A 22814-nucleotide genomic window follows, 5' to 3' on the forward strand; every position below is an offset into this window, starting at 1 on the left:
GCGTCAACCGCGGATCTGGTGATCTGTGCGCACGCTCGTGGTGTGGACCCGTTCGCTACACGTCCGAGTAGGCCGGCAGCCGGCGCTGCTGGAAGGACGCCACGCCCTCCCGGAAGTCGGCGGCGTTCAAAAGCTGGATCTGCCCGGCGGTTTCGCGGGCGAACGTGTTGTTGAGCTCGGTCAGGGTGGCGTCGTTGATGGCCTGCTTGGTCTTGCGCAGGGCCACGGCCGGGCCGGACTTGAGCGCCGTGAGGACCCGGTCGACCTCGACGTCGAACTCGTCGGCCGCGTGCACCGAGCTCACCAGCCCGGCGGCGAGAGCCTCGGCCGCGGGCAGCTTCTCGGCCAGCAGTGCCATTCGCATGGCCCGGGCCCGCCCGATCGACGCGGCGACCAGAGCCGAGGCGCCGCCGTCGGGCATCAGGCCGATCTTGGTGAACGCCAACAGGAACGACGACTTCTCCGATGCCAGGACGATGTCGCACCCCAGGGCCAGGGACACTCCCACACCGGCGGCGACGCCGTGCACCACCGCGACCGCGGGCTTGGGCAGGTTCACCAGTGCCGCGACGGCGCGGTTGGCCGCGTTCAGCACCGCGGCGGCATCGAATTTCTTGGCTTCCTGGTCCTCCGGGCTCAGGCCCGCGCCCGAGCAGAAGCCCCGCCCTGCGCCACCCAGCCGGACCACCTTGACCGCCGGATCGGTCGCGGCCTGGAGCACCGCATCGCCGAGAAGCTCGAGCATTTCCAGCGACAGCGAGTTCAGCGTGTCCGGCCGGTTGAGCGTCACGGACAACACGCCGTCATCCAGTGAGACCGTCAGATCGTCGGATCCGGTGTAAGTCATTCAGTACCCCAGTTTCATGGGCGGGCCAGATGCCCGCACTAGACAGACTTCGTTATACAAGTAAGCTATGTCGCGGTCAATAGAACTGGGCTCAAACCGATCGACCAAGAGGTGCATTTAGATGGCTGGACCACTGCAGGGACTGCGCGTTGTCGAGTTGGCCGGCATCGGCCCCGGACCGCACGCGGCGATGATCCTCGGTGACTTGGGCGCCGACGTGGTGCGCGTGGAACGCCCGAGCAAGTCCGGCAAGCCCAGCGGCGACTCCATGCTGCGCAACCGCCGTTCCGTCACCGCTGACCTGAAGAGCGACGAAGGCCGCGAGCTGGTCCTGAGCCTGATCAAGAAGGCCGACGTCCTCATCGAAGGCTTCCGCCCGGGTGTCACCGAGCGGCTGGGTCTGGGTCCCGAGGACTGTGCCAAGCTCAACGAGCGCCTGATCTACGGCCGCATGACGGGGTGGGGCCAGACCGGCCCGCGCGCCCTGCAGGCCGGCCACGACATCAACTACATCTCGCTCAACGGCCTGCTGCACGCCGTCGGCCGCAAGGGCGAGCGCCCGGTGCCGCCGCTGAACCTGGCCGGCGACTTCGGTGGCGGGTCGATGTTCCTGTTGGTCGGCATCCTCTCGGCGCTGTTCGAGCGGCAGACCTCGGGCAAGGGCCAGGTGGTCGACGCCGCGATGGTCGACGGTTCGAGCGTGCTCATGCAGATGATGTGGGGCTTCCGCCGGCAGGGCATGTGGAGCGACGAGCGCGGCACCAACATGCTCGACACCGGCGCCCCGTACTACGACACCTATGAGACCTCCGACGGTAAGTACATGGCCGTCGGGTCCATCGAGCCGCAGTTCTACGCCGAGCTGCTGGCCAAGCTGGAACTGGACCCGGCCCCTCTGCCCGGCCAGAACGACGTCGCCCGCTGGCCCGAGCTGCGCGAGATCTTCACCAATGCCTTCAAAGCGCAGACCCGCGACCACTGGGCCAAGGTGTTCACCGGCTCGGACGCCTGCGTCAGCCCCGTCCTGAGCTTCGCCGAGGTCGAGACCGAGCCGCACATCACCGAGCGCGACACCTTCTTCCGGTTCTCGCCCGAGGACGGCGACAACCTCGAGCCGATGCCGGCGCCGCGGTTCTCCCGCAGCGTGCCGAGCATCCCGACGCCGCCCCGCGTGCCCGGCGCCGACACCGAGTCGGTCCTGCGCGACTGGGCCTGAGGTCCCGGCGGGCGCCACAGATTTCCGTAACAAGAAGGGAATTGCATCAATGCAGATCAAAGATTCCGTAGCCGTCGTGACGGGCGGGGCGTCAGGCCTGGGCCTGGCGACCACCAAGCGTCTGCTCGACGCCGGTGGCAGCGTCGTCGTCATCGACCTCAAGGGTGAAGAGGTTGTCGCCGAGCTGGGCCCGCGCGCGAAGTTCGTCGCCACCGACGTCACCGACGAGGCCGGCGTCGCGGCGGCGCTGGACGCGGCCGAGGAGATGGGCCCGGTCCGCATCAACGTCAACTGTGCGGGCATCGGCAACGCCATCAAGACCCTGAGCAAGAACGGTGCGTTCCCGCTCGACGGCTTCCGCAAGGTCGTCGAGGTCAACCTGATCGGCACCTTCAACGTGATCCGCCTCGCCGCTGAGCGCATCGCCAAGACGGAGGCGGTCGACGGCGAAAAGGGCGTCATCATCAACACCGCCTCGGTGGCGGCGTTCGACGGCCAGATCGGTCAGGCCGCGTACTCGGCGTCCAAGGGTGGCGTCGTCGGCATGACCCTGCCGATCGCCCGCGACCTGTCGCGTGAGCTGATCCGCGTCTGCACCATCGCGCCGGGCCTGTTCAAGACCCCGCTGCTGGGCTCGCTGCCGGAAGAGGCGCAGAAGTCCCTCGGCCAGCAGGTGCCGCACCCCGCCCGCCTCGGCGATCCCGACGAGTACGGCGCCCTCGCGCAGCACATCATCGAGAACCCGATGCTCAATGGTGAGGTCATCCGTCTGGACGGTGCGATCCGGATGGCGCCGCGATGAGCATCCAGACGAAGTTCACCGAGGCCTTCGGTGTCGAGCACCCGATCGCCCAGGGCGGTATGCAGTGGGTCGGCCGCGCGGAACTGGTTGCCGCCGTTGCCAATGCGGGCGGTCTGGGTTTCATCACCGCGCTGACGCAGCCGACGCCGGCGGATCTGGCCAACGAGATCGCCAAGACCCGTGACCTGACGGACAAGCCGTTCGGCGTGAACCTGACGATCCTGCCGTCGATCAACCCGCCGCCGTACGACGAGTACCGCAAGGTGATCGTCGACGCCGGCATCAAGATCGTGGAGACGGCCGGTTCCAACCCGGGACCGCACCTGCCGATGTTCCACGACGCGGGCATCAAGGTGCTGCACAAGTGCACCTCGGTGCGCCACGCGGTCAAGGCCCAGAGCCTCGGCGTCGACGGCATCAGCATTGACGGTTTCGAGTGCGCCGGTCACCCCGGTGAGGACGACGTGCCGGGCCTGGTACTGATCCCGGCCGCGGCCAAGGAGATCGAGATCCCGATGATCGCCTCGGGCGGTTTCGGTGACGCCCGCGGCCTGGTGGCCGCACTGGCGCTCGGCGCGGACGGCATCAACATGGGCACGCGCTTCATGTGCACCGTCGAGTCGTGCATCCACCAGAACGTCAAGGAAGCCATCGTGGCGACCGACGAGCGTGGCACCGAGCTGATCTTCCGCAGCCTGCGCAACACCGCGCGCGTGGCGTCCAACGCCGTCTCGCGTGAGGTGGTGGAAATCCTCAAGGGCGGTGGCCAGTTCGAGGACGTCAAGGATCTGGTGGCCGGTGTGCGTGGCCGCAAGGTGTTCGAGAACGGCGACATCGACGCCGGCATCTGGACCGCGGGCACCGTCATGGGCCTGATCCACGACATCCCGACGTGCGACGAGCTCATCAGCCGCATCGTCGGGGAAGCCGAGGAGATCATCACGGGCCGCCTGGCCCGGATGGTCGGGGCCGGCGAAGCCGAACTCGCCGGCGTCTAGCCGCAATTCATGCGCTGAGGGCCGTGACTCCCGCCGGGGGCACGGCCCTCACTGCGTTCGGTGGCGGCCGGCGGGGTAGCTTTTGGCCATAGGCGACCCGGCCCGCGTTAAGGACTTTGATATGCAGCGCAGCTTGTTCGAGGTAGATCACGACGACTTCCGCGCCTCGGTGCGCGAATTCGTCTCTCGCCACATCGAGCCGAATGAAGACAAATTCATCGAGCAGCGCTACATCGACCGCGAGGTGTGGCTGGAAGCCGGCCGCAACGGGTATCTGGGGCTCGAGGTGCCCGAAGAGTACGGCGGCAGCGCCGCGGGGGACTACCGATTCAATACCGTTCTGTGTGAAGAGCTTTCGCGTTCCAGTGCCGCCGCGGCGTCCGCGTTCACGATCCACTATGACTGTGCCGCACCATATCTGGTCACGCTGACCACCGAGGAACAGAAGCGGCGGTGGCTGCCGAAGTTCTGCACCGGCGAGATGATCACGGCTATCGGGATGACCGAACCGTCCGGTGGATCGGATCTGGCCGCGTTGAAGACCACCGCGGTCAAGGACGGTTCCAGTTACGTCATCAACGGTTCAAAGACGTTCATCACCAACGGGACCCAGGCTGACATGGTGATCGTCGCCTCGAGAACCGCACCGGAAAAGGGTTCCAAGGGCATCACTCTGTTCGCTGTCGAAACGGGCATGCCGGGGTTCACGCGCGGGCGCAAGCTGGACAAGGTCGGCCAGCCCGAAGCGGACACCGCGGAGCTGTTCTTCGAAGACGTCCGGGTCGACGAGTCGGCGATCATCGGTGAGGTCGACCGGGGCTTCATCCACATGATGACGCTGCTGCCCCAGGAGCGGATCAGCGTCGCGGTGGCCAACCTCGCCCACGTCCGGCGGATTCTGGAAGACACCGTCGAGTACGCCAAGGAGCGCAAGGCGTTCGGCCAGGCCATCGGCTCCCTGCAGTGGAACAAGTTCCTGCTCGCTGACATGGTCACCAAACTCGATGTGGCGCAGGCCTATGTCGACAATTGCGTGTTGGCGCACCTGAGCGGCCAGTTGACCGCCGTCGATGCGGCGAAGGCCAAGTACTGGAGTTCGGTGGTGCAGAACGAAATCCTGGACAACTGCGTCCAGATTCACGGCGGCTACGGCTTCATGAACGAATACCGGGTGGCTCGGGCTTGGAAGGACGCCCGCGTCACCAAAATCTGGGCGGGCTCGAACGAGATCATGCGTGAGGTCATCGGTCGCGACCTCGGGCTGTAGGTGTCTGCCGTGTCACCGGGAGCCTGAGCCCAGACACACAAAAAGCCACCGACCGTGACGGTCGGTGGCTTTGACGCTGGTGATCACCCCAGCGAGTCCCTGCGTGCACGCGATTTCAGTGCACGGGCGTCGCGCCTCGGCGCGGCGTCAGACTCGCGGGTGAACCCGCGGAATCAGACAGCCTCGGCGAGGTCGGGGAACTGCTCGGACGTGTCACCCTCGATCAGGACGTCCCCGTGGTACAGGGCATCGAAATCTACTTTGATGACATCTGCGTTGGTGTCGTCGATCCACATGTCTATGAGGCTATGGGTCGCTATTAAGAAATCATTGAGTCACGATTCGGAAAACGTTGGCAATTCTTACCGCTGGGTAGGTTGGCCTACTCCGACCCCTAAGTGACCCGTGGGTAGCTCACATTCCGCAAGGTCGCAGGTGATCTTGATGCGCTGACAGAGCTTCTGATCGCGCGTTGGTTCACTGGCCAGTAGCAAACATGATGACGGTCACTTCGGTAACGGCTGGTCGGCGGCGTGAACCAGACGTCAATAAATCTCGTGACCAGGGTGAGCGAGCATTGACAAGCCTGAGTTATCGGCGATAACTTAGCGGTGTTAGCAGAAGGGGACTGCATGCTGAACCGCATCGCGTTGCTGGCCATCGCCGCGCCGAAGAGAATCCTGGCGGTGGCGGGGCTGGTCCTGATCGCTGCGGCGATCTTTGGTGTCCCGGTCGTCAAGACCCTGCCCGCGGGCGGTTTCCAAGACCCGAAGTCCGAGTCGTCGCAAGCGAGCCGGCTGCTGGCCACCAAGTTCCACCAGGGCGACATGCCGATGCTGGTTACCCTCACCGCGCCTGACGGGGTGCACGGGCCGGCTGCCTCGGCTGCCGCCCGCGACATCGTCGACCACTTGAAGGCCTCGCCGCATGTCGCCTATGTGTCCTCGGCCTGGACCGTGCCACCGGCCGTGGCCGGAGAACTCATCAGCAAGGACGGCAAGTCCGGTCTGATCGTCGCCGGCATGAACGGCGGCGAGAACAACGCGCAGAGATACGCCCAGGAGCTCGCCGACCAGGTCGTCCACGACCGGCCCGGCGTCACCGTCAAGGCCGGTGGCGGCGCGATCATCTACTCCCAGATCAACACCCAGACCGAACATGACCTGCTGCTGATGGAGTCCATCGCGGTGCCGCTCAGCTTCCTGGTGCTGGTGTGGGTGTTCGGGGGACTGGTCGCCGCCGCGCTGCCGATCCTGGTCGGCGGATTGGCGATGACCGGCACGCTCGCGGTACTGCGCACCATCACGTTCTTCACCGACGTGTCGGTGTTCGCGCTGAACGTGGCCACCGCCCTCGGCCTGGCCCTCGCCATCGACTACACATTGCTGATCATCAGCCGCTACCGCGACGAGGTGGCCGAAGGGCAACCCCGGGACCGAGCGCTGATCCGCACCATGATCACCGCGGGCCGCACCGTGCTGTTCTCGGCGACGACGGTCGGGCTCTCGATGGCCGCGATGCTGATGTTCCCGATGTACTTCCTGACGTCCATCGCCTACGCCGGCATCGCGACGGTCGCGTTCGCCGCCGCGGCCGCGGTGATCGTCACCCCGGCCGCCATCTGGCTGCTCGGCGACCGGCTCGACGCCCTCAGCCTGCCGCACCTGTTCCGGCGTGACACGACGCCCAAACCCGTGCAGGAGTTGTTCTGGTACCGCGCCGCCAAAGCCGTGATGCGCCGCTCGGTCTCGGCGAGCCTCGCCGTGGTCGCGCTGCTGCTGGTGCTGGGTGCGCCGTTCCTCGGCGCGAAATGGGGATTCCCCGACGAGCGCGTGCTGCCGACCACGGCATCGGCGCACCAGCTGGGGGACCAGCTGCGCAACGACTTCGCCAACAACTCCGCCACCGACATCACGGCCGTCATTCCCGACGCCGCCGGGCTGAGCCCGGCAGCCTTCGACACGTACGCCGCCGACCTCTCGCGCGTCACTGCCGTCACCGAAGTGACCTCTCCCACCGGCACTTTCATCGGCGGCCGGAAAGTGGGGCCGGCCGGTCCCGGCGCCGCGATCGTCGACGGCAGCGCCTTCCTGACGATCGGCAGCAGCGCGCCGCTGTTCTCGGATGCGTCTCAGGCGCAGCTCGATGCGGTGCATGCCGTTCGGGGACCGGACGGGCGATTGGTGCAGCTGGCGGGTGTCGCGCAGATCAGTCACGACAGCGTGCAGGCCGTCACCGACCGGTTGCCGTGGGTGCTGGCCGTCATCGCCGTCATCACGCTCGGGCTGCTGTTCCTGCTCACCGGCAGCGTGGTCCTGCCGGTGAAAGCCGTTGTGCTCAACGTTCTTTCGCTCACCGCGGCATTCGGCGCGCTGGTCTGGATCTTCCAGGACGGTCACCTCGGCGCGCTCGGCACCACGGCGACGGGGACGCTGGCGTCGAACATGCCGGTGCTGCTGTTCTGCATCGCGTTCGGGTTGTCGATGGACTATGAGGTGTTCCTGGTCGCCCGCATCCGTGAGTTCTGGCTCGTCGAACAGGACAACGACGAGAGCGTCGCGCTCGGCCTGGCCCATACTGGCCGCGTCATCACCGCCGCGGCCCTGGTGATGTCGATTTCGTTCGGCGCGCTCATCGCCGCGGAAGTGTCGTTCATGCGGATGTTCGGGCTCGGCCTGACTATCGCCGTCCTGGTCGACGCCACCCTCGTGCGGACCGTGCTGGTACCGGCGTTCATGCACCTGATGGGGCGGTGGAACTGGTGGGCGCCGGCGCCGCTGGCCCGGCTGCACAAACGCATCGGCATCAGTGAAACGGCGCCCGAGCCGTCGACATGCAGCGCGCGATGACGGCGGCCAAACGCCGTCGTGCGCCGCGCGGGTCCGGAGACCAGCTGCGCGACGAAATCCTGGACGCGGCAACCGAAATTCTCCTGGAATCGAACCAGGAGAAGGCGGTGTCCATCCGGTCCGTCGCGCAGCGGGTGGGCGTCACCCCGCCATCGATCTACCTCCATTTCGCTGACAAGGACACCCTGTTGGACGCGGTGTGCGGTCGGTACTTCGAGCGGCTGGACGACGTGATGCAGCAGGTGGCTGCCGAGCAACCGACGACGATCGACCGGTTGCGCGCGCAAGGGCTGGCGTACGTCCGCTTCGCCCGCCAGAACCCCGAGCTCTACCGGATCGCCATGATGTCCGAGGGACATCCCGACAGCGACGTGGACCAGGCCCTGAACACCGCGGCGTTCGTGCACATGCGGGATTCGGTGCAGGCCCTGATGGACGAGGGTGGCTATCCGCTCGGCGACGTCACGTTGGCGGCGCTCGGGTTGTGGACAGTGGCGCACGGGCTTGCGGCGTTGTTCATCTCGCGGCCGTATCTGCCGTTCGGTGATCCCGAGGAGTTCGCCGACCGGGTGCTCAGCGCCGCGTGCCTCGGTGGCATGGTGAGAGGACTGGGCGGATCGGATACGACGCCGCAACAGCTGGTCGAGCGACTGAAAGGTTCCTGACGATGACCGATACCTCGGTGGACAATCCGTTCTTCGCCCGCATGTGGATCGCGATGTCGTCGCGCGAGCGCAAATTCATGACCAGGCTGCGGCAGGAGAATCTGGCCGGGCTCCGCGGCCGGGTGCTGGAGATCGGTGCCGGAACGGGAACCAACTTCGCCTTCTACCCGGACACCGTGACCGAGGTGGTGGCCGTCGAGCCGGAGGTCCGGCTGGCACCGCTGGCCCGCAAGGCCGCGCTCACCGCGCCGGTGCCGGTGACGGTCCGCACCGAGACCGTCGAGAACTTCGACGGCGACGATCTTTTCGACGCCGTGGTGTGCTCCCTGGTGCTGTGCTCGGTCGACGAGCCGGAAAGCGTGCTGCGGCAGATGTATTCACGGCTCAAGCCCGGTGGCGAACTGCGCTACTTCGAGCACGTCGCCAGCGGCGGGGTGCGGGGCCGGGTACAGCGATTCCTGGATTCGACGTTCTGGCCCAAGATTTCGGGCAACTGTCACGCACATCGGGAAACCGAGCAGAGCATCGTCGGCGCGGGATTCGAGGTTTCGGATGCCCGTCGCGTGCTGATGCTGCCGGGCTGGGTGCCGCTGTCGGAGGCGGCGTTGGGGCGCGCCGTCAGGCCTGCTTGATCGTCGACAGCAGGTCGGGCAATCGCTGCAAGAGGGTCGGCAGCGCGTTGGCCGCCGTCTCGCGCAGGGACACCGTGGCCAGATCGGAGAACGGTGTCGGCTTGGGGTTCACCTCGATCACCGGAATGCCCTGCTGGACAGCGGCTTCCGGTAGGGATGCCGCCGGGTACACCACCGACGACGTGCCCACGGTGATCACCAGGTCGGCCCCGCTGACCGCCGCGACCGAGTTGTTCCAGGCGTCGGAGGGCAGGTTCTCGCCGAACCACACCACATTGGGCCGCACCAGGCCGCCGCAGTAGCACTCGGGCGGCTCGACCGTGATGGCCGGCTCGGGCATCTCTGGCAGCGTGCCTTCGAAGTTGGCTTTGCAACTGTCGCAATGGAACTGGAACAAGCTGCCGTGCAGATGGTGGACCCGCGTGCTGCCCGCGCGCTCGTGCAGGTTGTCGATGTTCTGGGTGACGATGTCGACCTCGGTGTAGTCCTGCCACGCGGCAACAGCCCGGTGCCCGTCGTTGGGGGCCACGTTGCCCATCATGTGGTGGCGCCACAGATACCAGGCGAACACCCGCTCGGGGTGGCGGCGCCAGGCGTCCGAACTCGAGATCTCGTAGGGGTCGGTATTGGCCCACAGGCCGGTCTCGGCGTCCCGGAAGGTCGGCACGCCACTGTCGGCGGACATCCCCGCACCGCTGAACACCGTCACCCGCATTGGACCACGTTATCGGGTCTTGGGTGATCTGGGCCACCTCGTCATCGGTCATACTCGGCTGGTGACCGATTTCGGTGAGTGGGTCCGCCTCGACCCGCACGCGGGGCCGTTGTTCGACCAGCTGAGGCTGCAGATCATCGACGCCATTCGCGATGGCCGGCTGCCTGCCGGAACTCGGCTGCCCACCGTCCGTGACCTGGCCGGCACGCTGGGAATGGCGGCCAATACCGTCGCCCGGGCCTACCGCGAGCTCGAGACCGCCGGCGTCCTCGAAACGCGGGGTCGGTCAGGGACTTTCGTCGCGGCTGCCGACCCCGCTGCCGCCGCGATGGTGGACGCGGCCAATGCCTTCGCCGACACCGCCCGGGCGTTGGGCGTGCTGAAAGCCGATGCACTGCGGTATCTGGACGCGGCGTTCGAGTAGGCGTGGCGAGCATCCGTCTGGGCTGCCGAATGTGCACGCTCGACCGCTGCGGGGCTTTCCCATGGGTGCGCGCTGGGAGCTGTCGCAAAACGTGACATTGTCAGCCCTTGGTGACGGCTTTGACCTGGCACTGCCGCCGGAGGGTGGTGCGCAGGACGGGGATTGAACTCGCGGCATCCGTCTTATAAGGACGGCGCTCTGACCAACTGAGCTACTTGCGCATGCGCGCCCCTGGAGAGATTCGAACTCCCAGCCATCTGCGTCGAAAGCAGGTGCTCTTCCGTTGAGCTACAGGGGCATTTGGCGGAGGCGGCGGGAGTCGAACCCACAACCGCTGGACAGCGGCCACGGCTTAGCAAGCCGCTGCATTACCGTTCTGCCACGCCTCCGTGGTTGTCCGGGATGGGCTTGAACCACCTGCCTCCGCCGTATCAGGGCGGCGCTCTGACCAGTTGAGCTACCGGACATTGGGTTAGTGCCGCGGATTGCAGTCAGTGGGTGACTGCAATCCGCGGCGTTGTCGAAGTTGGGGTGTGCGACGGGACTCGAACCCGCTTTGCCCAGGATCACAACCTGGGGCCTCGACCGCTTCGGCATCGCACACAGCGGAAGACAGAGGAGTCGAACCCCAGGGCTTTCACCCCGCGCCCGTTTTCGAAACGGGATGCGCCACCACGGCGCGCTGTCTTCCTGAAGCTGACCCGCCAGGATTCGAACCTGAACCGGCTGAACCAAAATCAGCAGTGCTACCGGTTACACCACGGGTCATCGGTGCGTGCGGAGGGATTCGAACCCCCTGTGCCTGAAGGCCTCTGGTTTACAGCCAGGTGCGACGCTCCCGCTTCGCCGCGCACGCTTGGCTACCCCGGCAGGAGTCGAACCTGCAACCTACTCCGTAACAGGGAGATGCTCTGCCAGTTGAGCTACGGGGCAACATGTTTCGTCGTGGCGGGGCGAGAGTTGACGGACCTCCCGCCCCGCCCAACGGGTTTCAAACCAACTCGGGGACTCGGTAGCGATCCCGATCGCGAGGTTCGTAGGGCTCCCAGAGCAATCGCATCCCGGCTTCCTCCGGCGTGCGGTCACTCTTGCGACCGTTGCACGGCGCGCACGCCGCAATGAGGTTCAGCCAGGTGTCTTGCCCGCCTCGCGACACCGGCTCGATGTGATCCACCGTGTCGCCATGGCCACCGCAATAGCCGCAGGTGTAGCCGTCGCGAGCCAGGACTCCGTCACGGGTGACCCGGTTGTGCGGCCGGTACGGCACATGGACGTACTGATGCAGCGCGACGGATGCGGGCAGCTCGATCACGGTAGAGGGGCTGTGTACATGCACGGCCGGGCTGTGGCGTTCGATCACGTAGACCGAACCGCGCAGCAGCAGCCGGACCGCCTCCTGCCAGGTCACGTGGGTCAGCACGCGGTAGTCGGCGTTGTACACCGCCACGGCCCGGTGACTGGCCTTGTGTTGTCGGAAATGCCTCATGCCGCGTGCCTCCTTTCTGATTGATCTTGCGGACAAGTGGTTGGCGGTGAAAGCAACGTACGCCGTGAGGGTTTCGATCCCCCGTCTCCAGATTAAGAGTCTGGTGCTATCCCAACTCAGCTAACGGCGCATGTGGGTCGCCCGGGGCTCGAACCCGGAATTCATGGGTAAAAGCTAAGAGTGATACTGGTTTTCACCAGCGACCCGTTGTGCCCCGCGAGGGATTCGAACCCCCAACACCTGGAACCTAAATCCAGTGCCTCTTCCAGTTGGGCCAGCGGGGCATGCGTGCGCTCGGCAGGACTTGAACCTGCACGCCGGGGCTACCGGCACCCGGGTTTGAGTCGGGCGCGTCTGCCGAAGTTTTCGCCACGAGCGCGAATGCCAACACTATGGAGTTCTCAAAGTTCTTACAGTGCAGGGTGATTCGTACCGCACTGCATGTCCGGATCGATCCGGCGTGTGATCAATGATGCGCACCGAACCCGATGCTGTCCAGTGATAAATTTCCGTTAACCTGTTGCCGTGCAACGTAATTGGGTGCACTGAACTACAGGAATGTCAGGCGACGTTCCTGTCAGCGAAAACTGCAAGATTGTGGAATTTGTGAGAGTTGTCTTCTGGCCCGAGCTTCCGGCCGCCGCGCACGCCGGCATGCGCGGCGGAAGTACGGCGGAATGACCGGAAGCGCATGGGCTGCCAGAGGATGCTGCTCTGCTCACTCGATTCGTGCCGGGCTATGGAGCTGACGGTGCCTGCGTACGACAAAGCCGCCGTCGGCGTCGAAGACACCTCGGCGAGCTGGTCGTCATGCAGAAAAGCCACGGAATCAACGGTAACAGCGCCGGGCGACAAAACCGAGTGGTTATTTCCGGCGGTGAAACCTCAACCGCGCCAGTGCAACACGTCGAGCGCGACGCCGACTTCGACGCTGTTGTCGGCGAGGGGGCGCGGCAGCAGTTCGTCGGCACGGGCCAGCCGGCGCAGCAAGGTGTTGCGATGCGTGAAGAGCTTGGCCGCGGCGCGGGACACGTTGCACTGCTCGCGGACGAACGCGCGCACCGCGGAACGCAATTCGGGACTCGCGGTCTCGAGCTCACCGAGGACGCGTTTGACGAACACCGCCGCGCGGTCGGCGTCCGCGGTGAGCAGTGCCACGAGTTCGATATCGGTGTACTCGGCGATCTGCTGGGGCGAGTGCAGCCGCGCCATCATCTGCTGGGTGGTGATGGCGTCGAAGTGGCTGCGCCGGAACCCGTCGACCCCGGCGCCGGTCGAACCGATCGCGACGCGCACTTCGGGGCCGGCGGCTGACGCCACGGCGTCGACGTCGACGGCGCCGGGTGCCCACACCCACCGCGTGGCGCTACTGGCCAGGACGCTGAGTGGTCGGGCGCCGGCTGCTTGCCCGAAAGCCTCAGCGGCCCGGTCCAATTGGGACAGGTCGCCGTTCGGGTTGTTGGTCCAGATGACGGCGGCGGTGTGGGTGCCGCCGAGTCCGTAAGCCAGCCGGCTTTCGGCGCGTTGACGGGGGATCGGGGCGCCTTCAAGGAGCAGTGCGACCGTCGCACGCCGCTCGGCGTGGCTACCGCGCGTGAGCTCGTCGCGCTCGAGTTCGATCTGGGCGGCGATGGCCGCCAGGGTGGCCTCGATGAAGTCGCTGATCGACTGTGAGCAGACGTCGAGCATCGCGTGCAGGTCGACGGGGTCGGAGGTCAGTTCGAAGGCGATGTCCATCAGGCGTCGCCATGCCACACCTTCGCCGACCCGGTAGGCGTCCAAGGTGTACGAGTCGACGCCGCGACGGACCATTTCTCTGGCGACGCTCATCGGCTCGGCGCCGGCGTTGGGCGGTACCGGTGCGCCGGGATCGCGCACGTTGGCCGCACCCCAGAACAACAGGTTCGAGCGGTTGCTCCGGCTGACGGCCCCGGCCAGCTCGGGATCGGACGCGATGGCCGGATTGGCGCCCAGCACGGCGCGGTCGAGTTCTTCGAGCCATGCTGCAGGGGCATTGACGACCACCTGGGCGCACTGTCGAATCAGGTCTCGTACCTGCGGTGATGGCTGCGCCCCGTCCATGGGCTGAGCGTATCGCCTATGGTGCATTCTGCACCGCAGGCGGCGAAAACTGAGACGTTTTGACCTTCAGCCGGAGCTCGCCGCGCGCCACCATTATTGCCAACCCCATCACCGCCAACAGGGAGTTCGCAATGGAGCACACCGCCAACACAACCCAGGTCGACGTGCTGATCGTCGGCGCCGGCATCTCCGGCATCGGCGCCGCCTACTACCTGCAGCAGGAACATCCTGGGCGGTCGTACACCATCCTGGAATCCCGCGGCGCGACCGGCGGCACCTGGGACCTGTTCCGGTACCCCGGCATTCGCTCCGACTCCGACCTGCACACCTTTGGTTACGAGTTCAAGCCGTGGCGCGACGAGGATGCCATAGCCTCCGCCGACAAGATCCTCGCCTACCTGCGCGAGACGGTCCGCGAGAACAACATTGACCGCAACATCCGGTTCCACCACAAGGTCCTCGGCGCCGCGTGGGACAGCACCACCGCGCGGTGGCTCGTCGACGTCGAGCGCACCGACACCGACGAGCTGGTGCAAATCTCCGCCAACTGGCTGTTCTGCGCCGGTGGCTACTACCGCTACGACAAGGGCTTCACGCCGCAGTTTCCGGGTCGCGACCGGTTCACCGGCCAGGTCGTACACCCACAGCACTGGCCCGAAGACCTGGATTACACCGGCAAGAAGGTCGTCATCATCGGCAGCGGCGCGACCGCGGTGACGCTGGTGCCGTCGATGGCGGCCAAGGCCGCGCACGTCACCATGTTGCAGCGTTCGCCGACCTACATCCTTCCCGTCCCGTCCAAGGACGCCTTCGCCAACGTGGCCGGCCGCGTGCTCGGCGCCGACCGGGGCTACGCGTTGGCCCGGCGGAAAAACGTCATTCGGCAGCGCGCGGTGTACACCCTGTGCCAGAAGTACCCGGCCGCCGCCCGGCGGGTGATCCGCTGGACCAACGCCCGCGAGCTGCCCGCGGGCTACCCCGTCGACACCCACTTCAGCCCCGACTACAAGCCGTGGGATCAGCGCCTGTGCACGGTGCCCGACGCCGACTTGTTCAAGGCGATCGGCAGCGGCAAGGCCACGGTGGTCACCGACCGGATCGCGACCTTCACCGAGACCGGCATCGAGCTGGAGTCCGGACAGCACCTGGACGCCGACATCATCGTCACCGCAACGGGTTTGAACGTCCAGATGTTCGGCGGGATGACGCTGACCGTCGACGGGCGGGCGGTGAGGCCGTCTGACACCGTCGCCTACAAGGGCATCATGCTGTCGGGTGTGCCGAATTTCGCCTTCGCCTTCGGCTACACCAACTCGTCGTGGACACTCAAGGTCGGCCTGCTGTGCGAGCACTTCTGCCGGCTGCTGCGCCACATGGACGAAAACGGATTCGACAGCGTCCGGCCGGAGTTCGACGATGCGGGCATGGAGACCAAGCCCCTGCTGGACTTCGCGGCGGGATACGTGCAGCGGGTGGCAGACACCCTGCCCCGGCAGGGCGCGGAGGGCCCCTGGGTGATGTCGATGAACTACAACTTCGACCGCGAGGTGCTGCGGCACGGGACAGTCACGGACCCGAACCTGCGGTTCTCGGCCGTCGCACCCACGAAAACCCGGGAGGTCGTGCCGGTTTCCTGATCGGCACTCAGGGCGGCCGTTTACGCTGGCGTGAATGGAGAGCTTCTCGCCAGCGGTGCCGCCCGAGATTCCCGGTGTCCCTTCGGCTGTCGGTGTCGAGTTGCCGCCCGGGCCGGTGCCCGGGCGGCCGTATTCGTTGCCGCTGGATCTGCTCACCGAGCAGTACGGCCCGCTGTTCTACGCCGACCTCGGGCCCGGCAGGCGGCTCTATGCGTGCTCGCTGGCCCTGGTCGACGAGCTCTGCGACGAGACCCGGTTCACCAAAGCGCTGACGGGCCGGTTGGCCCGGTTCCGTCCCGTGGTCGGCAACGGACTCTTCACCGCCTACCCCGGCGAGGAAGGCTGGCAGGAAGCCCACAACGTCCTGATCCCCGGCTTCAGCTTCAGCGGCCTGCGCAGCTACCACCCGGCCATGCTGGACATCAACCGGCAGCTCCTCGCGCAGTGGGACGCGGCCGTCGGCACCCGTACCGTCGACGTCGCGGGGGACCTCGCCAAGCTGGCCATGGACACCGTCGGCCTGGCCGGCTTCGGGGCCCGCTTCGACTCCTACCAGCACGAAGGGCTCGCCGACATCCCAGCGAGTTTCGCGGCCACGCTGAACCAGGTCCTGCTCGGACCCAACGCCGACCAGGCGATGTTCGAGACCGAGCGCGGCAAGCTGTTCAGCTTCATCACCGACCTCATCGGCCGGCATCGCGCGGGGGAGGTGGACCTCGACGACCTCCTGGCCCTGATGCTGCAGCCCGGTCCGGACGGCAAGCCGATCCTGGACGACAACAGCATCCGCAACCAGATCGCCACGTTCCTGGTCGCCGGCCAGGACACGACGTCGATCCTGATGCCGACGGCGCTGTACAGCATCGTCAAGAACCCGGCGGTGCTGCACCGGGCGCAAGCCGAGGCGGACGCGGTGTTCGGCCCCGACGACGACCATGTGCCGGCGTTCGACGAGATCGGCAAGCTCACCTACATTCGCCAGATCATCGACGAAGCGCTGCGTCTGTCCCCTCCGGTGCGGGAATTCGATCGAATGGCCTTGGCAGATACCGTCATCGGTGGCCAGTATCCGGTGCGGCAGGGTGAAGCCGTGACGGTGCTGACGTCGTCGCTGCATCGGCAACCGGAGTGGGGCGACAACGTCGAGATCTTCGATCCGGACCGGTTCGGCCCCGACCGGGCCGGGCAGCGGCCGGTCAACCTGTTCAAGCCGTTCGGCACCGGCGCGCGGTCGTGCATCGGCCGTCAGTTCGCGCTGCACGAAGCGACCATGGCGATCGCGACCCTGGTGCACCGCTACCGGTTCGTCGACGTCGGGCACTACACCTTGCGTACCCACAGCGACGTGTTGCGCAAGCCGGAGGGCTTTCACGTGCAGCTCATCCGCCGCACCCCGGAGGAGCGGCGGCAGGCTCCGGCGGCCGTCGCGGCCGCGCCGGTGACGCAGTCCCGTGCGGCGGTGCCGCCGGGCACGAAACTGCTTGTGCTGCATGGTTCGAACCTCGGAAACTGCCGGTCGTTGGCGCAGCAACTCGGTGATGAGGCCGTCGACCTCGGATATGAAACGACCGTCGCCGCACTGGATTCCGCAACCGCGGCACTGCCGGACCAGGGTGCGGTGGTGATCGTCGCGGCGTCGTACAACGGGATGCCGACCGACGATGCCCGGGCCTTCGTGGACTGGCTGGATGGATCGACGGATCAGGTACCGGCGGTGCCGTACGCGGTTCTCGGTGTCGGAGATCGCAACTGGGCCGAGACGTACATGGCGATACCACGACGGATCGACGCCCGGCTCGCGGAACTCGGTGCCACACAACTGCTTCCGATGGCCGAAGCCGACACCTCGGGCGACTTCGCCGGTGTGGTGGAGGATTTCTCGGTGGCACTGTGGAATGCGCTCGGCGGTGTCTTCGGCGCCCTCGTCGCCGACGAGCCTGTGGCCGACGAGTCGCTCTACGATCTGCGTGCCATCGACGGGCCGGTCACGGCCGCGATCGATGCCCGCCATCAAGTCCAGCCGGCGACGGTGCTGGACAACATTCCGTTGGTGGACACCGGGTCCGAATTCGGACAGGACAAGAGGCTGATCCGGATCGCGCTGCCCGACGGCGTCGACTACCAGACCGGCGACCACCTGACCGTATTGCCGGACAACAGCCCCGCCCTGGTGGACGAGGTCGGTGAGCTGCTGGATCTGCGCCTCGATCGCCGCATCTCGATCAATCCACGGCGCAGTACGCGGCGGGCCATCCCGATCGACCGGGAAGTCACTGTGCGCGAACTGCTTACGCACTTCCTCGAACTCCGCAAGCCGGCGACCCGCAGTCAGCTGCTGCGGCTCGCTGCCGCCAACCCGTGTCCACCGGAACGGGCCGCGCTGACCGCCCTGGCCGACGACCCCGAGTCCCGCGCGCTGAGCATCACCGACTGCCTGGCGGAGTTCCCGGCCACCAAGCTGAGCCGCCAAGAGTTGTTGGAGCTCTTCGAACCCATGTCCCCGCGGCACTATTCGATCGCCACCTCGTCGCGCCGCCGGGCCCGGGAAGTCGAGTTGGTCGTCGGGGTGCTGGAAGGGCCGGCCCGGTCGGGCTCCGGTGTCTTCCGCGGCGTCTCATCCAGCTATCTCGCGGATGCTGTTCCGGGACAGCAGATCCGGATGCGGGTCGATCCGGCTCGGCAGGCCTTCCGTGCTGGTGCCGATCCGATGCGCAACGTCATCCTGGTCAGCGCCGGGACGGGTGTGGCCCCATTCCGGGGATTCATCGGAGACCGGCTCGGCGCGCTGGAAGCCGGGGAGCCGTTCACCGCCGCGCTGTGCTTCTTCGGCGTGCGGCACCCCGACGTGGACTACCTGTTCCGCGACGAGGCCGAGGACGCGGAACGTCTCGGCGTCGTGCGGATGCGGCCGGCGTTCTCGCGGGCCGGTGATGAGGTCAAGTACGTGCAGGACCGGATCGCCGCGGACGCCGACGAGGTCTGGGACATGCTCGGAAACCCGGACAACGACACCCACGTCTATGTATGCGGCGACGGTGCCCGGATGGCCCCCGCGGTGCGCGCGGCGTTCCAGGACATCTACCGCAGCAAGACCGGCGCCGACGACGACGCCGCCCGCGCCTGGCTGGCCGGCCTGGTCAACACCGACCGCTACGTCGAGGACGTCTGGGCAGGCTGACTCGTCCTGCCGCGAAGGGCGATCAGTCCGCGCATGCTGTGGTAGATCACCAGCGCGGCAACGGATCCGAGCGCGATGCCGGTGAACGTCAACGGTCCGGCCTGCCAGGTGAAGTCGGCGATGCCGATGATCAGGGGGATGGCGGCGGTCATCTGGTTGATCGGCTGCGAGAAGTCCACGTGGTTGGTCAGCCAGATTCGCACCCCGAGGATGCCGACCAGACCGTAGAGCACGATGGTCGCCCCGCCGAGCACGCCGGGCGGGATCGCGGAGATAGCGGCACCGACCTTGGGGCACAACGACAGTGCGACGGCCACGGCGGCAGCCACCCAGTACGCGGCGGTCGAATAGATGCGCGTCGCGGCCATCACTCCGATGTTCTCGGCGTAGGTGGTGGTGGCCGAGCCACCGCCCGCGCCGGCCAGCACGGTGGCCACGCCGTCGGCCGCCAGCGCCCGGCCCATCAACGGATCCAGATCCTTCCCGGTCATCTGGCCCACCGACTTCACGTGCCCGATGTTCTCGGCGATCAGCGCGATCACCGCCGGCAGGAACATCGGCAGGACCGCCAGACTGAATGACGGACCGTGGAATTCGGGTAACCCGATCCACGGCGCGGCGGCGATGGCCGCGGTGTCCACATCGCCGAGCGCCAGCGCCAGCAGGTAGCCGATGACAACGGCCAGGAAGATCGCCAGCCGGCCGATGATGCCGCGGAAGAACGCCAGCGTCGCGACCAACAGCACCAGCGTCACCAGCCCGACCAGCGGCCCCTTCTCGAAATTGTGTTTCGCCGCCGGCGCCAGATTGAAACCGATCAGCGCGACGATCGCGCCGGTGACCACCGGCGGCAGCGTCACATCCAGCCAGTGCGTGCCCACCAGATGCACCACCCCGCCGACCAGGATCAGCAGCAGGCCCACGGCGATCAGACCGCCCAGCGCGCTGCCGGTTCCGTGTGCCGCGGTCGCGGCGGTCACCGGTGCGATCACCGAGAAGCTCGAGCCGAGATAGCTCGGCAGTCGGTTTCCGGTAATCAGGAGGAACGCGATCGTCCCGATGCCGGAGAACAAGAGCGTCGTGGCCGGCGGGAAACCGGTCAGCACCGGCACCAGGAAGGTGGCCCCGAACATCGCCACCACATGCTGGGCGCCGATACCGATGGTGCGCGGCCAGCTGAGCCGTTCATCGGGGCCGACGACGGCGGCATCCGGCCCGACCGGCGTCCAGGAGAGCGGAATCATCCGGCCATACTGCCCGACCGGGTTCACTTTCGCTGTCTGTCAGCGCCTTTGGACCGGGATGAACTAGTCGCCTGCAGCCAGCACTTTCTCGACGGTCCGAAGATTGCGGGTGGTGGTGGACGACTTGTAGCGCTTCTTGCCCATGGTTTTGCTGATCGCACTGCTCAGGGTGTCGCCGCGCGCCACCTGCCAATACAGGACGCCGTGACCGCGGCTGATCAATTCGTTGCCCACCGGTTCGAGCGCCGCCAGCTCGTCCAGGACAGCGGGGTCACTGACGAATGTGATGTAGGAATGGTGGCCGTCGACCTCACGCTCGAAGGGGTAGTCCGCCGAGATGGTCCGGAGTTCCTCGATGGGGTACACCAGCACCCAGGCGTCGTAGCCAAACGATTCCCGAAGCGCCGCTTCGGCTTTCGTGCGCACCGTCGCCGCCTTCGCGGCGCTGGACAACACCACGTTGCCACTGGCGAGCAGCGTCTTGACATCGTCGAAGCCGGCCTCGCGGAAGGCGGCGGCGACCTCCGCCATCTTCAGATTCACCCCGCCGACGTTGACGCCGCGCAGAAACACCGAGTAGCGCGTCATACGAACTCCGTCATGACACCCAATGGTAGGCAGTTGCCCCGTACGCTGGGTCCCATGACCCGTCAGGTCTTCGAAGACAAGCTGCTCGCGCTGATCAGCGACAATTCGCTGGGCGTACTGGCCACCATCAAGCGCGACGGTCGACCGCAGTTGTCGAACGTGTCCTATTACTTCGACCCACGGGCCGTCACCATCGGGGTGTCGGTCACCGAACCCCGGGCCAAGACGCGCAATCTGCGGCGCGACGCCCGGGCGTCGATCTACGTCCGATCCGACGACGGGTGGGCGTACGCGGTGGCCGAGGGAGACGCGGTGCTGAGCCCGCCTGCCGCGGCACCCGACGACGACACCGTCGAAGGCCTGATTACCTTATACCGCAACATCTCCGGCGAACACCCGGACTGGGACGACTATCGCCGGGCGATGGTGGCCGACCGCCGGGTCCTACTCACCATGCCCATCACTCACTTGTACGGGCTGCCTCCGGGCGTGCGCTGAACGCGCTAGTCTGCGTGCATGGCCGAGAACTCCGCCGAAGGTTCAGCATCGTCCGACGAGACCAAGCGCAAGTTCCGCGAGGCGCTCGAGCGTAAGAAGGCCGGTTCCGCCGGCGGCACCGCCCACCGGGACGGCGGGGCCAAGCAATCGAAGTCGCACGGCGCGGTCGGCGGTGGGCGCCGGGAGTTCCGTCGTAAGAGCGGATAGTACCGGGTGACGGTGTTCGCAGCCGTCACTGCAGTCACCGGCTGTCTTGACCCATACGACTTCGGAACCCGGTATCGCCGGTGATATCGAGTTCCGAAGTCATGTCGGCCATCTCAGAGCGGTGCCCCGGCGCCGCATGGGCATCGGTCACGCCGTTTGTCGGGCCAGCAGCCGAGCCGCGAGCAGCGCCGCCAGCATCACCGAAACACACTGCAGGCCGGTGTCTTTCAGGCCCCAGCCGACTGACGCCAGGGTGGCGGCGCCGGCGATGACCAACAGTGTGCCGACGGTCGCGCTGCGCCAACCCGGTGCCGAGACCCGGCCGCCGTCCCACAGCGGCAGCGGGTTGTTCTCCAGCGGGCGCAGGAGCAGGAACAGCCCGGCGACCAGCACCGCCATGATCGTCATCTGATAGACGCTCAAGACCAGGAAATGCGGCTGGCCGGGGTAGCGGGGCAGGCCCGCGAGGTCGAAGGCCAGGTGCATGCCGAGCAGGGCGGGCATGTGCCACAGGTACAGCGTCATGGCGCCGGTGTTGCCGATCACCGCGAGGCGCCACACCTGCGGTCGGGCGGCCCAGCGGCTGATGGCCGGGGCGGCCGCAATCGCGAACGCGCACATCATGATTGCGTGGCCGGCCAGCAGCAGCGACGGCGGCGTCATGTTCTTGATGTGCTGCGTCTCGATGCCGACGAGGCTCAGCTCATACGGGCCGATCCAGACCAGCGCCACGTTGACCGCCAGCATCCCGAGGCCCACACGCAGGGCGGCCGTGGTGGTCAGCAGCCCACGGCGATACGCCACCCCGAGCATGCCGGGGATGAGCCACACCACGAAGTTCAGGTAGCCCAGCGCGGCCCAGGCGTGGTCGTTGATGCGGATGGCGTCTACGAGCGAGACCATGGCGTAGGTGCCGGCCACCGAGGCGATGAGCCGGCCGAGGGTCGTGATGCGCGCCAGCAGCGGCACCGCGGCCAGCACCAGCACGTAGGCACCCAGGAACCACAACAGCTGCGTGCTGATGCCGGCGACGGGTTCGTAGACGTGGATCGGCAGCAGCGGCTTGAGGATCAGCAACGCCGCGGCCCAGAAGGCCAGGTAGTAGAACACCGGCCGGTACAGCCGGGTGCAGCGCTTGAGCAGCCATCCGCCCCAGCTCGTCCCGCTCCCGTACGAGCCGACCGAGGCCGCGACGCCGGCGAAGAAGAACAGCGGCATGATCTGGAACACCCAGGTCAGCGCCTGGAACACCACGGACGTGGTCAGCAGGTTGCCCCAGCGGAAGACCGCGTCGTCGATGATGCTGGTCGCCATAATGGTGTGCCCGGCGACGACGCCGACCAGCGACACGATGCGGATGACGTCGATGGCGCGGTCACGGTCGGCCGGCGTGCGCTGCGCGATCTCGGCAGCGGAAGGAAAGACGCGGGTGGTCATGCCTTTGAACGTAAGGGCCCGACCCCTAGGTATTGCTACTCA

Annotated in this window: 21 protein-coding genes and 12 tRNA genes; 12 read left to right on the plus strand and 21 right to left on the minus strand. The window is 66.7% G+C overall.

Features of this window, described 5'->3' with window-relative positions:
• Positions 1–55 precede the first annotated feature (55 nt).
• The gene (locus H289_RS0102960) at positions 56–847 is read right to left on the minus strand and encodes an enoyl-CoA hydratase (RefSeq protein WP_020099269.1); all 792 of its coding nucleotides are present in this window, start codon (positions 845–847) and stop codon (positions 56–58) included.
• Positions 848–968: 121 nt separating this feature from the next.
• Here H289_RS0102960 and H289_RS0102965 point away from each other — a divergent pair, with 121 nt between their 5' ends.
• From H289_RS0102965 to H289_RS0102980, 4 genes are all read left to right on the plus strand, one after another.
• Positions 969–2063 (plus strand): CaiB/BaiF CoA transferase family protein, encoded by a 1095-nt coding sequence (locus tag H289_RS0102965; protein WP_020099270.1) that lies wholly within the window; start codon positions 969–971, stop codon positions 2061–2063.
• A 49-nt stretch (positions 2064–2112) separates the two neighbouring features.
• Positions 2113–2865, plus strand: a complete 753-nt coding sequence (locus tag H289_RS0102970; protein ID WP_020099271.1) for a 3-hydroxyacyl-CoA dehydrogenase — start codon at positions 2113–2115, stop codon at positions 2863–2865.
• A complete protein-coding gene (locus H289_RS0102975; protein ID WP_020099272.1) occupies positions 2862–3863 on the plus strand; it encodes an NAD(P)H-dependent flavin oxidoreductase in 1002 nt (333 codons plus the stop codon). Before H289_RS0102970 ends, H289_RS0102975 begins: the two co-directional genes overlap by 4 nt.
• A gap of 121 nt (positions 3864–3984) precedes the next feature.
• Entirely contained in the window at positions 3985–5130 is a 1146-nt protein-coding gene (locus tag H289_RS0102980; protein ID WP_020099273.1) for an acyl-CoA dehydrogenase family protein, read from the plus strand.
• A 173-nt stretch (positions 5131–5303) separates the two neighbouring features.
• Here H289_RS0102980 and H289_RS33850 read toward each other — a convergent pair whose 3' ends face one another.
• The gene (locus H289_RS33850) at positions 5304–5426 is read right to left on the minus strand and encodes a hypothetical protein (RefSeq protein WP_020099274.1); all 123 of its coding nucleotides are present in this window, start codon (positions 5424–5426) and stop codon (positions 5304–5306) included.
• Between the two features lie 336 nt (positions 5427–5762).
• Between H289_RS33850 and H289_RS0102990 the strand changes: the two genes are divergently transcribed.
• From H289_RS0102990 to H289_RS0103000, 3 genes are read left to right on the plus strand one after another with little or no spacing between them, the layout of a single operon-like run.
• Entirely contained in the window at positions 5763–7979 is a 2217-nt protein-coding gene (locus H289_RS0102990; protein ID WP_020099275.1) for an MMPL family transporter, read from the plus strand.
• A complete protein-coding gene (locus H289_RS0102995) occupies positions 7976–8644 on the plus strand; it encodes a TetR/AcrR family transcriptional regulator (protein ID WP_081633295.1) in 669 nt (222 codons plus the stop codon). The genes H289_RS0102990 and H289_RS0102995 overlap by 4 nt, the downstream gene beginning before the upstream one ends.
• Before the next feature lie 2 nt (positions 8645–8646).
• Positions 8647–9276, plus strand: a complete 630-nt coding sequence (locus H289_RS0103000) for a class I SAM-dependent methyltransferase (protein ID WP_020099277.1) — start codon at positions 8647–8649, stop codon at positions 9274–9276.
• Here H289_RS0103000 and H289_RS0103005 read toward each other — a convergent pair.
• Positions 9263–9991, minus strand: coding sequence for an NAD-dependent deacylase (locus H289_RS0103005; RefSeq protein ID WP_020099278.1), 729 nt, complete (start codon positions 9989–9991; stop codon positions 9263–9265). The two genes, H289_RS0103000 and H289_RS0103005, sit on opposite strands and share 14 nt — an antisense overlap.
• Positions 9992–10052: 61 nt before the next feature.
• On the opposite strand from H289_RS0103005, the gene H289_RS0103010 reads away from it, so the two are divergent.
• Positions 10053–10415, plus strand: a complete 363-nt coding sequence (locus H289_RS0103010) for an Rv1152 family transcriptional regulator (RefSeq protein WP_029104729.1) — start codon at positions 10053–10055, stop codon at positions 10413–10415.
• Between the two features lie 144 nt (positions 10416–10559).
• On the opposite strand, the gene H289_RS0103015 is transcribed toward H289_RS0103010, so the two are convergent.
• From H289_RS0103015 to H289_RS0103080, 15 genes are all read right to left on the minus strand, one after another.
• A tRNA-Ile gene (locus H289_RS0103015) sits at positions 10560–10636 on the minus strand.
• A 5-nt stretch (positions 10637–10641) separates the two neighbouring features.
• Positions 10642–10713, minus strand: a tRNA-Arg gene (locus tag H289_RS0103020).
• Between the two features lie 3 nt (positions 10714–10716).
• Positions 10717–10804, minus strand: a tRNA-Ser gene (locus tag H289_RS0103025).
• 1 nt (position 10805) lies between these two features.
• Positions 10806–10882 (minus strand) — tRNA-Ile (locus H289_RS0103030).
• Positions 10883–10942: 60 nt separating this feature from the next.
• A tRNA-His gene (locus H289_RS0103035) sits at positions 10943–11019 on the minus strand.
• A 2-nt stretch (positions 11020–11021) separates the two neighbouring features.
• Positions 11022–11106: transfer RNA gene (locus H289_RS32780), tRNA-Ser, on the minus strand.
• Positions 11107–11111: 5 nt separating this feature from the next.
• Positions 11112–11183: transfer RNA gene (locus tag H289_RS0103040), tRNA-Gln, on the minus strand.
• A gap of 4 nt (positions 11184–11187) precedes the next feature.
• Positions 11188–11271 (minus strand) — tRNA-Tyr (locus tag H289_RS0103045).
• Position 11272: 1 nt separating this feature from the next.
• Positions 11273–11348: transfer RNA gene (locus tag H289_RS0103050), tRNA-Asn, on the minus strand.
• A gap of 58 nt (positions 11349–11406) precedes the next feature.
• The gene (locus H289_RS0103055; protein WP_051128364.1) at positions 11407–11901 is read right to left on the minus strand and encodes an HNH endonuclease; all 495 of its coding nucleotides are present in this window, start codon (positions 11899–11901) and stop codon (positions 11407–11409) included.
• A 58-nt stretch (positions 11902–11959) separates the two neighbouring features.
• Positions 11960–12031, minus strand: a tRNA-Lys gene (locus H289_RS0103060).
• 80 nt (positions 12032–12111) lie between these two features.
• A tRNA-Leu gene (locus H289_RS0103065) sits at positions 12112–12185 on the minus strand.
• A gap of 5 nt (positions 12186–12190) precedes the next feature.
• A tRNA-Leu gene (locus H289_RS0103070) sits at positions 12191–12280 on the minus strand.
• A 182-nt stretch (positions 12281–12462) separates the two neighbouring features.
• A complete protein-coding gene (locus H289_RS0103075) occupies positions 12463–12726 on the minus strand; it encodes a hypothetical protein (RefSeq protein WP_020099281.1) in 264 nt (87 codons plus the stop codon).
• A gap of 60 nt (positions 12727–12786) precedes the next feature.
• Positions 12787–13983: a PucR family transcriptional regulator gene (locus H289_RS0103080; RefSeq protein ID WP_036419955.1), complete on the minus strand. Its 1197-nt coding sequence runs from the start codon at positions 13981–13983 to the stop codon at positions 12787–12789.
• A gap of 131 nt (positions 13984–14114) precedes the next feature.
• On the opposite strand from H289_RS0103080, the gene H289_RS0103085 reads away from it, so the two are divergent.
• Positions 14115–15620 (plus strand): flavin-containing monooxygenase, encoded by a 1506-nt coding sequence (locus tag H289_RS0103085; RefSeq protein WP_020099283.1) that lies wholly within the window; start codon positions 14115–14117, stop codon positions 15618–15620.
• 34 nt (positions 15621–15654) lie between these two features.
• The gene (locus H289_RS0103090) at positions 15655–18798 is read left to right on the plus strand and encodes a bifunctional cytochrome P450/NADPH--P450 reductase (RefSeq protein ID WP_020099284.1); all 3144 of its coding nucleotides are present in this window, start codon (positions 15655–15657) and stop codon (positions 18796–18798) included.
• Here the strand turns inward: H289_RS0103090 and H289_RS0103095 are convergent.
• Positions 18771–20042 carry a uracil-xanthine permease family protein gene (locus tag H289_RS0103095; protein ID WP_036420053.1) on the minus strand — a complete coding sequence of 424 codons (1272 nt, stop codon included), beginning with the start codon at positions 20040–20042 and terminating at the stop codon, positions 18771–18773. The two genes, H289_RS0103090 and H289_RS0103095, sit on opposite strands and share 28 nt — an antisense overlap.
• 63 nt (positions 20043–20105) lie before the next feature.
• Complete coding sequence (locus H289_RS0103100) at positions 20106–20630, minus strand: DUF1697 domain-containing protein (RefSeq protein ID WP_020099286.1); 525 nt, start codon at positions 20628–20630, stop codon at positions 20106–20108.
• A 54-nt stretch (positions 20631–20684) separates the two neighbouring features.
• Between H289_RS0103100 and H289_RS0103105 the strand changes: the two genes are divergently transcribed.
• The gene (locus tag H289_RS0103105; protein ID WP_020099287.1) at positions 20685–21128 is read left to right on the plus strand and encodes a PPOX class F420-dependent oxidoreductase; all 444 of its coding nucleotides are present in this window, start codon (positions 20685–20687) and stop codon (positions 21126–21128) included.
• A gap of 18 nt (positions 21129–21146) precedes the next feature.
• Complete coding sequence (locus H289_RS0103110) at positions 21147–21335, plus strand: DUF5302 domain-containing protein (RefSeq protein WP_020099288.1); 189 nt, start codon at positions 21147–21149, stop codon at positions 21333–21335.
• A gap of 147 nt (positions 21336–21482) precedes the next feature.
• Here H289_RS0103110 and H289_RS0103115 read toward each other — a convergent pair whose 3' ends face one another.
• Positions 21483–22772, minus strand: a complete 1290-nt coding sequence (locus H289_RS0103115; RefSeq protein WP_020099289.1) for an acyltransferase family protein — start codon at positions 22770–22772, stop codon at positions 21483–21485.
• Between the last annotated feature and the right edge of the window lie 42 nt (positions 22773–22814).

Origin of the sequence: Mycobacterium sp. 360MFTsu5.1 (genome assembly GCF_000383495.1) — a bacterium.
Classification (GTDB): Bacteria; Actinomycetota; Actinomycetes; order Mycobacteriales; family Mycobacteriaceae; genus Mycobacterium; species Mycobacterium mucogenicum_B.

Coding starts and splice junctions, on each gene's coding strand:
- H289_RS0103000 (WP_020099277.1), top strand. CDS start 8,647: ATGACCGATACCTCGGTGGACAATCCGTTCTTCGCCCGCATGTGGATC.
- H289_RS0102990 (WP_020099275.1), top strand. CDS start 5,763: ATGCTGAACCGCATCGCGTTGCTGGCCATCGCCGCGCCGAAGAGAATC.
- H289_RS0102980 (WP_020099273.1), top strand. CDS start 3,985: ATGCAGCGCAGCTTGTTCGAGGTAGATCACGACGACTTCCGCGCCTCG.
- H289_RS0103055 (WP_051128364.1), bottom strand. CDS start 11,901: ATGAGGCATTTCCGACAACACAAGGCCAGTCACCGGGCCGTGGCGGTG.
- H289_RS0103115 (WP_020099289.1), bottom strand. CDS start 22,772: ATGACCACCCGCGTCTTTCCTTCCGCTGCCGAGATCGCGCAGCGCACG.
- H289_RS0102995 (WP_081633295.1), top strand. CDS start 7,976: ATGACGGCGGCCAAACGCCGTCGTGCGCCGCGCGGGTCCGGAGACCAG.
- H289_RS0103005 (WP_020099278.1), bottom strand. CDS start 9,991: ATGCGGGTGACGGTGTTCAGCGGTGCGGGGATGTCCGCCGACAGTGGC.
- H289_RS0103105 (WP_020099287.1), top strand. CDS start 20,685: ATGACCCGTCAGGTCTTCGAAGACAAGCTGCTCGCGCTGATCAGCGAC.
- H289_RS33850 (WP_020099274.1), bottom strand. CDS start 5,426: ATGTGGATCGACGACACCAACGCAGATGTCATCAAAGTAGATTTCGAT.
- H289_RS0102970 (WP_020099271.1), top strand. CDS start 2,113: ATGCAGATCAAAGATTCCGTAGCCGTCGTGACGGGCGGGGCGTCAGGC.
- H289_RS0102975 (WP_020099272.1), top strand. CDS start 2,862: ATGAGCATCCAGACGAAGTTCACCGAGGCCTTCGGTGTCGAGCACCCG.
- H289_RS0103110 (WP_020099288.1), top strand. CDS start 21,147: ATGGCCGAGAACTCCGCCGAAGGTTCAGCATCGTCCGACGAGACCAAG.
- H289_RS0102965 (WP_020099270.1), top strand. CDS start 969: ATGGCTGGACCACTGCAGGGACTGCGCGTTGTCGAGTTGGCCGGCATC.
- H289_RS0103100 (WP_020099286.1), bottom strand. CDS start 20,630: ATGACGCGCTACTCGGTGTTTCTGCGCGGCGTCAACGTCGGCGGGGTG.
- H289_RS0103085 (WP_020099283.1), top strand. CDS start 14,115: ATGGAGCACACCGCCAACACAACCCAGGTCGACGTGCTGATCGTCGGC.
- H289_RS0103080 (WP_036419955.1), bottom strand. CDS start 13,983: ATGGACGGGGCGCAGCCATCACCGCAGGTACGAGACCTGATTCGACAG.
- H289_RS0103095 (WP_036420053.1), bottom strand. CDS start 20,042: ATGATTCCGCTCTCCTGGACGCCGGTCGGGCCGGATGCCGCCGTCGTC.
- H289_RS0102960 (WP_020099269.1), bottom strand. CDS start 847: ATGACTTACACCGGATCCGACGATCTGACGGTCTCACTGGATGACGGC.
- H289_RS0103090 (WP_020099284.1), top strand. CDS start 15,655: ATGGAGAGCTTCTCGCCAGCGGTGCCGCCCGAGATTCCCGGTGTCCCT.